Origin of the sequence: Arthrobacter sp. NPDC057388 (assembly GCF_042668165.1) — a bacterium.
Taxonomy (GTDB): domain Bacteria; phylum Actinomycetota; class Actinomycetes; order Actinomycetales; family Micrococcaceae; genus Arthrobacter.
This window is the reverse complement of sequence record NZ_JBHVBL010000018.1, coordinates 72,927-80,325: the sequence shown is the minus strand read 5'-3', so window position 1 is coordinate 80,325 and position 7,399 is coordinate 72,927. Positions and strand designations below refer to the sequence as shown.

General features: G+C 67.8%; 8 protein-coding genes. 4 read left to right on the top strand and 4 right to left on the bottom strand.

The features are described 5' to 3' along the window. Positions 1-49: 49 nt before the first annotated feature. Entirely contained in the window at positions 50-682 is a 633-nt protein-coding gene (locus tag ACFUTU_RS11010; RefSeq protein ID WP_377964099.1) for an O-methyltransferase, read from the bottom strand. A gap of 320 nt (positions 683-1,002) precedes the next feature. Here ACFUTU_RS11010 and sigE point away from each other — a divergent pair, with 320 nt between their 5' ends. The 3 genes from sigE (at position 1,003) to ACFUTU_RS10995 (ending at position 3,077) form a co-directional block, all read left to right on the top strand. Then, positions 1,003-1,620 carry an RNA polymerase sigma factor SigE gene (gene sigE / locus ACFUTU_RS11005; RefSeq protein ID WP_377964097.1) on the top strand — a complete coding sequence of 206 codons (618 nt, stop codon included), beginning with the start codon at positions 1,003-1,005 and terminating at the stop codon, positions 1,618-1,620. Between the two features lie 8 nt (positions 1,621-1,628). Beyond that, positions 1,629-2,588: an anti-sigma factor gene (locus ACFUTU_RS11000; RefSeq protein WP_377964095.1), complete on the top strand. Its 960-nt coding sequence runs from the start codon at positions 1,629-1,631 to the stop codon at positions 2,586-2,588. 90 nt (positions 2,589-2,678) lie between these two features. Then, positions 2,679-3,077: a twin-arginine translocase TatA/TatE family subunit gene (locus ACFUTU_RS10995; protein WP_377964093.1), complete on the top strand. Its 399-nt coding sequence runs from the start codon at positions 2,679-2,681 to the stop codon at positions 3,075-3,077. An 11-nt stretch (positions 3,078-3,088) separates the two neighbouring features. Here the strand turns inward: ACFUTU_RS10995 and ACFUTU_RS10990 are convergent, their stop codons facing one another. From ACFUTU_RS10990 to ACFUTU_RS10980, 3 genes are read right to left on the bottom strand one after another with little or no spacing between them, the layout of a single operon-like run. Beyond that, entirely contained in the window at positions 3,089-4,216 is a 1,128-nt protein-coding gene (locus ACFUTU_RS10990) for an Mrp/NBP35 family ATP-binding protein (protein ID WP_377964091.1), read from the bottom strand. 10 nt (positions 4,217-4,226) lie between these two features. Beyond that, on the bottom strand, positions 4,227-4,949 hold the full coding sequence (locus tag ACFUTU_RS10985) for a DUF1003 domain-containing protein (RefSeq protein WP_377964089.1): 723 nt from the start codon (positions 4,947-4,949) through the stop codon (positions 4,227-4,229). Next, a complete protein-coding gene (locus ACFUTU_RS10980) occupies positions 4,930-6,213 on the bottom strand; it encodes a magnesium transporter MgtE N-terminal domain-containing protein (RefSeq protein ID WP_307104086.1) in 1,284 nt (427 codons plus the stop codon). Before ACFUTU_RS10980 ends, ACFUTU_RS10985 begins: the two co-directional genes overlap by 20 nt. 77 nt (positions 6,214-6,290) lie before the next feature. Between ACFUTU_RS10980 and ACFUTU_RS10975 the strand changes: the two genes are divergently transcribed. Then, entirely contained in the window at positions 6,291-7,343 is a 1,053-nt protein-coding gene (locus ACFUTU_RS10975; RefSeq protein ID WP_377964087.1) for a general stress protein, read from the top strand. Positions 7,344-7,399 lie beyond the last annotated feature (56 nt).

The window sequence follows — 7,399 nt, the reverse complement described above, 5'->3', positions numbered from 1 at the left end:
GCCGGAAGGCTGCGGGCCCTGCCTTTTTCTTAAGCCTTTCCGGTGCGGCCTACTTCTTGACGGCCACCAGCAGCCCGTCCCCGGTGGGGAGCATGGCGGACGCCAGCCGGTCGTCGTCGCGCACGGCCTTGCCCACCTGGCGCAGCACAACGGTGGTGGCATCCCGCGCCGCGGGATTGGACACGCGGTCCTTGTCCAGCGCGTCATTGACGATCAGCAGGCCGCCTCTCTTGAGCAGTCGCACGGCCTGCTCCACGTAACGCGGAAAGTTGGGCTTGTCCCCGTCGATGAAAACGAGGTCGTAGGCCGCATCGGTGAGCCTCGGCAGGACATCGCCGGCACGGCCGGAGATGGTCCTGGTGCGGTTCGCCGGACTCCCGGCCTCCTGGAACGCCTCCCGCGCCGCCTTCAGGTGCTCCACGTCCACGTCAATGGTGGTGAGCACGGCCTGCGGGCCGAGGCCGCGGAGCAGGCAGACGCCCGAAACGCCGGCGCCGGTGCCGATCTCGACGGCGGTCTGCGCCTTCGAAGCCGCCGCCAGCACAGTCAGCACGGCGCCCACGCCACGGCCGATAGGCGTGACGCCCAGCTCAAACGAACGTTCCCGGGCGCGCAACAGGACCTCATCCTCGGCAGGCAGATCTTCTGCATAGGACCAGCTCGTGGACTTGTCGGCGCTCATGGGTTTCGCTTTCTGGGCGGCAGGGGGAATGTCCTTACAGCGTACTTGGTTGGGCGGCGCCCAAGCGGCAAGTGACAGCGGGGGTGCCTGTGATGGCGGATACTGTCGGCCCGCCCCGGGGACGGGGAGGTAATTTTTTTGAATGCAGGGAGGGAATTCCGGCGCCTGGTGTTGCGCTTTCAGCAAAGCGGGGCTCCGCGGTCAGGAAATTCCCAGCCAACTTTGACATGATAATAATCCGCTCATCCAAGTGGTGATCGGCGCCGAACCAATGATGTAAAGCACGTCAGGCGTTATTACATCCACGAGGGGAGTGGACGATGTCAGCATCCGTTGCGGCACCTGTCCCTGCAACTGAACAGCAAGCCGCCGAGTGGGCTGTGCCCACGTGGGAAGAAGTGGTCACCAACCACTCCGCAAAGGTGTACCGGCTCGCTTACCGGCTCACCGGCAACAAGTATGACGCCGAGGACCTCACCCAGGAGGTGTTTGTCCGCGTCTTCCGTTCCCTGGAGAACTTCAAGCCCGGAACCCTGGACGGCTGGCTGCACCGGATCACCACCAACCTCTTCCTGGACCAGGCCCGGCGCAAGAGCCGGATCCGCTTTGACGCGCTGGCGGAGGACGCCGAATCACGGCTGCCCGGGCGGGAACCCGGCCCGGAGCAGAGCTTCGAACTGAACAACCTGGACCTGGACGTGCAGGCCGCCCTCGAGGAACTTCCGCCGGACTTCCGTGCCGCCGTCGTCCTCTGCGACCTCGAGGGGCTGTCGTACGACGAAGTCGCCGAGGCCCTTGGCGTGAAGCTGGGCACGGTGCGGTCACGCATCCACCGGGGCCGCACGATGCTCCGTGAAAAGCTCGCCCACCGGGACCCGCGCCCGCAGCAGGCGCGCAAGCCGCGGCTGAAGATGCCCCGCATCGCCGGCGTTCTCTGATCGGCGACATGCATCAGCTACATCGCTTGCTGGAGGGGCTCAGGAAGAAGGCAGGGATCCCGCTGCTTGCGGGCGGACGGCACCCGCAGACAACGGACCATATCCGTGCGTGCGCCGAATGCACCAGCGCCCTGCACCGGCAGCGCCAGTACATCGAACGGCTCCGCACGGCCGCCGTCCCGGCGGCCAGTGACGAACTGACAGCGCGGCTGCTGCTGCGCACCCAGCAACTGGCCATGGCGCCCGTCCCCGTGTCCCGGCCGAGCCGGATGCGGCTGGCAGGGCTTGCAGGCGGGGTTGCCGTGGTGGCGGCAGGCGCGGTGGCGGCCGGAGCCTACACGGTTGCCGGTGAACCCCGGCAGTACGCAGGCGGCACCGCCTCGCTCTACGGCCAGTCCGGCTATACGACCGGCACCAGTCCGGACGGAACAGACAGCCGCCTTGCCGCACTGCGTTCCTCGGGCTGGACCTGCCCGGAGCTGCGGGCCATGGGCTTCCGCCTGGTTTCCGCCAGCACCACGGTCCTGGCCGGCCAGCCCACGGTTGAACTGCGCCTCACGGACGGGCAGCACACGGCACGGATCCTGGAGCAGCACCAGGGAGCACCGGTGGCTCCCTGGCCGGTAAACCCCCTGACAGGCCACCCGGCGGGAAGCGACGGGTACGTTGCCGCTGACATGCCGGGAACGACGGCGGGCGGCCGGGTCTGGGTCAAGGCGGGGACTCCATGGAGCGCGATCTACCAGACCCCGCGGAGCACCTTCACCTACGTGTCGGACCTGCCCGCCACCGCGGCTGATGATGCCGTGGCGATGCTCGCGGCTCCCGGCGCCGCTGCGGGTCCGGGCCTGTCAGCGGGGACGGAAGCGGTCTCGGGCACCGGCGCCGACGGGCAGCCGGCGCAGGAAAGCGCCGTGGACCGGGTGGAGCGCGGCCTGCGCAAAATTGCCCGCACATTGGGGCTTTGAGACGGCTCCCTGCCCCGGCAGCACGCCCCGCCGGGGTGCTGGCCGGGTCGGAATCGTCACTGCCTCCCCGGAAAGGGTAATCTTCCTAAAGTGTTTGGAATCAACGGCCCGGAGTTTATTCTTCTGCTGCTCATCGGCATCCTGGTGATCGGCCCCCAAAGGCTGCCCGAATACACCCAGAAGCTGGCAAACCTGGTCCGCGAAGTGCGGCGGATGGCCTCCGGCGCCCGGGAGCAGATCAAGGAAGAAGTCGGCATCGACATCGATGAGGTCGACTGGAAGAAGTACGATCCCCGCCAGTACGATCCGCGGCGCATCATCAAGGAAGCGCTCCTTGAGGACGACACCAAGCCGGTCAGCGCCGGCGGCCCGGCGGCGGTGGCAGCAGCGGCGTCCGCCACCGCTTCCCACTCCGAGGAACGGCCGGCACGCATCATCGAGCAGCTGCCCTACGGTGAGGCAGCCCCGTTCGATTCCGAGGCCACTTAACCCAGGCTCAATTAGCGGGGCTGGACGTCCAGCTTCATCCCGGCCAGGCCGCGCGGCCTGGCCGCGAGTTTCCCGGCGATGCCGGACAGAGCCGCCGCGGCGGGCGTTTCCGGGCCGCCCAGGACGATCGGCGTTCCTGAGTCGCCGCCTTCCCGGAGGAGGATGTCCAGCGGAATCTGGCCCAGCAGCGGCACATCGGTGCCGGTCGAGGCGCTGAGCCTCTCGGCGAGCACCTCCCCGCCGCCGGTGCCAAACAGGTCCATCCGGCCGCCGTCGGGCATTTCCAGGAAGGACATGTTCTCGATGACCCCGGCCACCGTCTGCCCGGTCTGGGTGGCGATGGCGCCGGCACGCTCCGCGACGTCGGCCGCGGCGGCCTGGGGAGTGGTGACCACCAGGATCTCGGCCTTGGGCAGCAGCTGCGCCACCGAGATGGCAATGTCCCCGGTGCCCGGCGGGAGGTCCAGGAACAGGGCGTCGAGGTCGCCGAAGTAAACGTCGGTGAGGAACTGCTCCAGCGCGCGGTGCAGCATGGGCCCGCGCCAGGCAACGGGCTGGTTGCCGGTGACGAACATGCCGATGGAAATGACCTTCACCCCGTAAGCCACCGGCGGCAGGATCATGTCGTCAACGCGCGTGGGGGCCTGGGTGATCCCCATCAGCGCCGGCACCGAGAAACCGTACACGTCCGCGTCCACGATGCCCACGCGCAGCCCCTGTGCCGCGAGGGAACAGGCGAGGTTGACGGTCACCGAGGACTTTCCCACCCCGCCCTTGCCGCTGGCCACTGCAAAGACCTTGGTGAGGGATCCCGGCTCATTAAACGGGATGCCGCGCTTGCCGCCCGGGCCGCGCAGTTGCTCCTTCAGCGCGTCGCGCTGCGCCTGCGTCATGACCTTCAGGTCGACCTCGACGCCGGTTACACCGGGAACGCCCAGCAGCGCCGCCTCGGAGTCCCTGGTGATGGTGTCGCGCAGGGGGCAGCCGGCGATGGTGAGCAGCACTGCCAGGCGGACGGTCCCGTCATCGGCGATTTCCACTGAATCAACCATGCCCAGTTCGGTGATGGGGCGCCGCAGCTCAGGATCGATGACGGTTTCCAGGGCAGCATTGACTGCCTGGAGGAGGGTGGTGCTCATGCCGTGGTGCTCAGCTTTCGGGAGTGGTGGGTCGGTGGGCCGCCCGGCCCTGCCGCGTTTTTTCGGACTTGACCTTTGGGATCTGCTGGGTGCGGGGATTGCGTTGCCGTTCCCGCTTCTCCTTCAGCTTTTCCCGGACCAGTTCGCGCGGCGATTCATGGCTTCCGGGCCCGGTGGGCTCATGCGTGCGGAGCTCCTCCTGGGCTTCCAGCAGGTCTTCGAGCAGGCTGCGCAGTTCCGCCCGGACGTAGTCGCGGGTGGCCACTTCACGCAGTGCGATCCGCAGCGAGGCGAGTTCCCGGGTGAGGTACTCGGTGTCGGACAGGTTGCGCTCGGCCCGCTGCCTGTCCTGCTGCAGCGACACGCGGTCGCGGTCGTCCTGGCGGTTCTGTGCGAGCAGCAGCAGCGGCGCGGCGTAGGAGGCCTGCAGGGACAGCATGAGGGTCAGGAGTGTGAACCCGAGTTCGACCTTGTCGAACTGCCACTGCGTGGGCGCAAACGTGTTCCAAGCCAGCCAGAACGCACAGAACACGGTCATGTAGAGCAGGAACTGCGGCGTGCCCATGAAGCGGGCAAAGCCCTCGGTCGCATGGCCGAACGCGTCAGGGTTCGGCGAGAGCTTCGGAAGGATGCGCTGGCGGCCGCTCAGCGGGGTATCCAGGCTGCCCTGGGTCGCCGGCTTTCCGCCCTGGCGTGTTCCCTTTGCCGTGTTCTCAGCCAATGCGGCCACCAAGCTTCCTGACCGGGGCTTCGCCGTCGTTCGCCCGCCAGTCATCGGGCAGCAGGTGGTCCAGGACGTCATCCACCGTCACGGCGCCCACCAGCCGGCCGGCCTGGTTGACCACCGGCAGCGAGTTCAGGTTGTACGTGGCGAGAGTGCGGGCCACCTCGCTGATGTGCGCCAGGTCCGAGAGCGGCTCGAGGTTCTTGTCCACGAGGTTGCCCAGCGACTCGAAGGGCGGGAAGCGCAGCAGCTGCTGGATGTGCACCACGCCGAGGAACCGGCCGGTGGGGGTTTCCAGCGGCGGCCGGGCAATGAAGATGGATGAGGCGAGGGCGGGGGAGAGTTCCTCGCGCCGGACGTGGGCGAGGGCCTCGGCCACCGTGGCTTCGGGCGGCAGGATAACGGGAACGGGGGTCATGAGGCCGCCGGCTGTGTCCTCGTCGTACTCGAGGAGGCGCCGCACGTCCTCGGCGCCCTCGGGTTCCATCAGCTGCAGGAGTTCCTCCGCCTGGGCGGACGGCAGCTCCCCGAGGAGGTCCGCGGCATCGTCAGGGTCCATTTCCTCAAGGACGTCGGCGGCGCGCTGGACATCGAGGGCGGAGAGGATTTCCACCTGGTCGTCCTCGGGCAGTTCCTGCAGGACGTCGGCGAGCCGCTCGTCCTGCAGTTCGCTGGCGACCTCGAAGCGCCGCTTGTCGCTCATTTCCTGCAGCGCCTCGGCGAAGTCCGCGGGCTTGAGGTCCTCGTGGTTGGCCACGAACTGGGTGGCGGCCTGGGGTTCGGTCTTCGCCCCCTGGTGCGCGTCGGCCCAGTCGATGATCATGGTCTCGTTGCGGCGCAGCCGGCTCAGCGGCGCGAGGGAATGCCCGCGCCGGACAAACAGCTTGCTCACGAACCAGTCGCCTGAGCGGTGCTGGTCCATGGCGATGTCCTCGATGGTGGCGTCGCCGCTGCCGTCGGTGAGGGTGACCCTGCGGTCGAACATTTCCGCCACCACCAGGGTCTCCGCGCCGCGCTGCTCGAAGCGCCGGAGGTTGACCAGGCCGGTGCAGATGATCTGGGTCTGGTCAATGGAGGTGATGCGGGTCATGGGGACGAACACGCGTTTCTTGCCGGGAACTTCGACGACGATGCCCACCACGTGCGGGGCGCCCCGGGTTCCGCGGGAGAGCACGACGACGTCCCGCAGCCGCCCCAGACGGTCGCCCAAAGGGTCGAAGACGTCCAGTCCCAGGAGGCGCGCAACAAAGACGCGGGTAGGATTCGTGCTCACCTCTACAGGCTACCGAGTCTGCTCTCTTTTAGCTGAATTTTCAGCTCGCACCCATCCTGATAAGCAAGAATGAAGACATGGCGAATATTTTTGGTGCTCCCAAGGCAGGACCCAACGGCACGGACGAATCGAAGACGGTCCCCACCGGGGACACCGTCGGCTCGTATACCTCCTACCTGGACGCCCAGAAGGCCGTGGACTACCTCGCCGACCAGCAGTTCCCGGTGCACCTGGTGTCCATCGTGGGGAACGACCTCAAGATGGTGGAGCGCGTGACGGGCCGCCTCAGCTATCCGCGGGTGGCGCTTTCCGGCGCCCTGAGCGGCATGTGGTTCGGCCTGTTCGTCGGCGTCATGCTGTCCTTCTTTACGCCGGCCGGCGGAACGTTCTCCATCATCAGTTCGGTGCTGATGGGCGCGGCGTTCTTCATGCTGTTCGGGATCGTCACCTACGCCATGCAGCGCGGCAAGCGCGACTTCACGTCCACCAGCCAGGTGGTTGCCACCAACTACGACGTCATCGTGGCCTTCGAGGCGGCGCACGAGGCGCGCCGGCTGCTGCAGCAGCTCCCCATGACGCCGTCCGACGCCACGGCAGGTACCCATCAGGCGCCTTATAGCCAGCACGACTACCAGAACCAGCCGTACCAGCAGCATGGCCGGCACCAGGGCACGCCGCAGGGCCCGTCCCAGGGCCACGCGCCGCAACGGCCCGCCGGCTGGAACGACCCTTACGGCCAGCGCGGCCAGGACGCGAATCAGCAGTACGGCACAGGCCAGCAGTACGGCACCGGCCAGCAACACGGTGCGGACCAGCAATACGGTGCGGACCAGCACCACGGGCAGCAGCAGGACCCCAACCAGCACCACGGCGCAGGCCAGCAACATGATGCCGGGGAACAGGGTCAGCCATACGCCGCAAACCAGCCGTACGCTGCCGAGCAGCCCTATGGTTCCGGCCAGCAGCACGGTGCCAACCAGCAGGACCAGCCCGCGGAGGGTACCGCGGCACCCGGCCAGCGTCCGGCGTCGTCCGTGCGCTACCCGGACCTGCCCGACGGCCGGCCCCAGTACGGCGTGCGGGTGGACCCGAACCAGGCCGACCAGGGCCGGGACGGACACCAGCAGTAGCCAGAGACATTAGTAGCCAGAGACCTAAGAGGGCGGCCACCGGATCATCCGGCGGC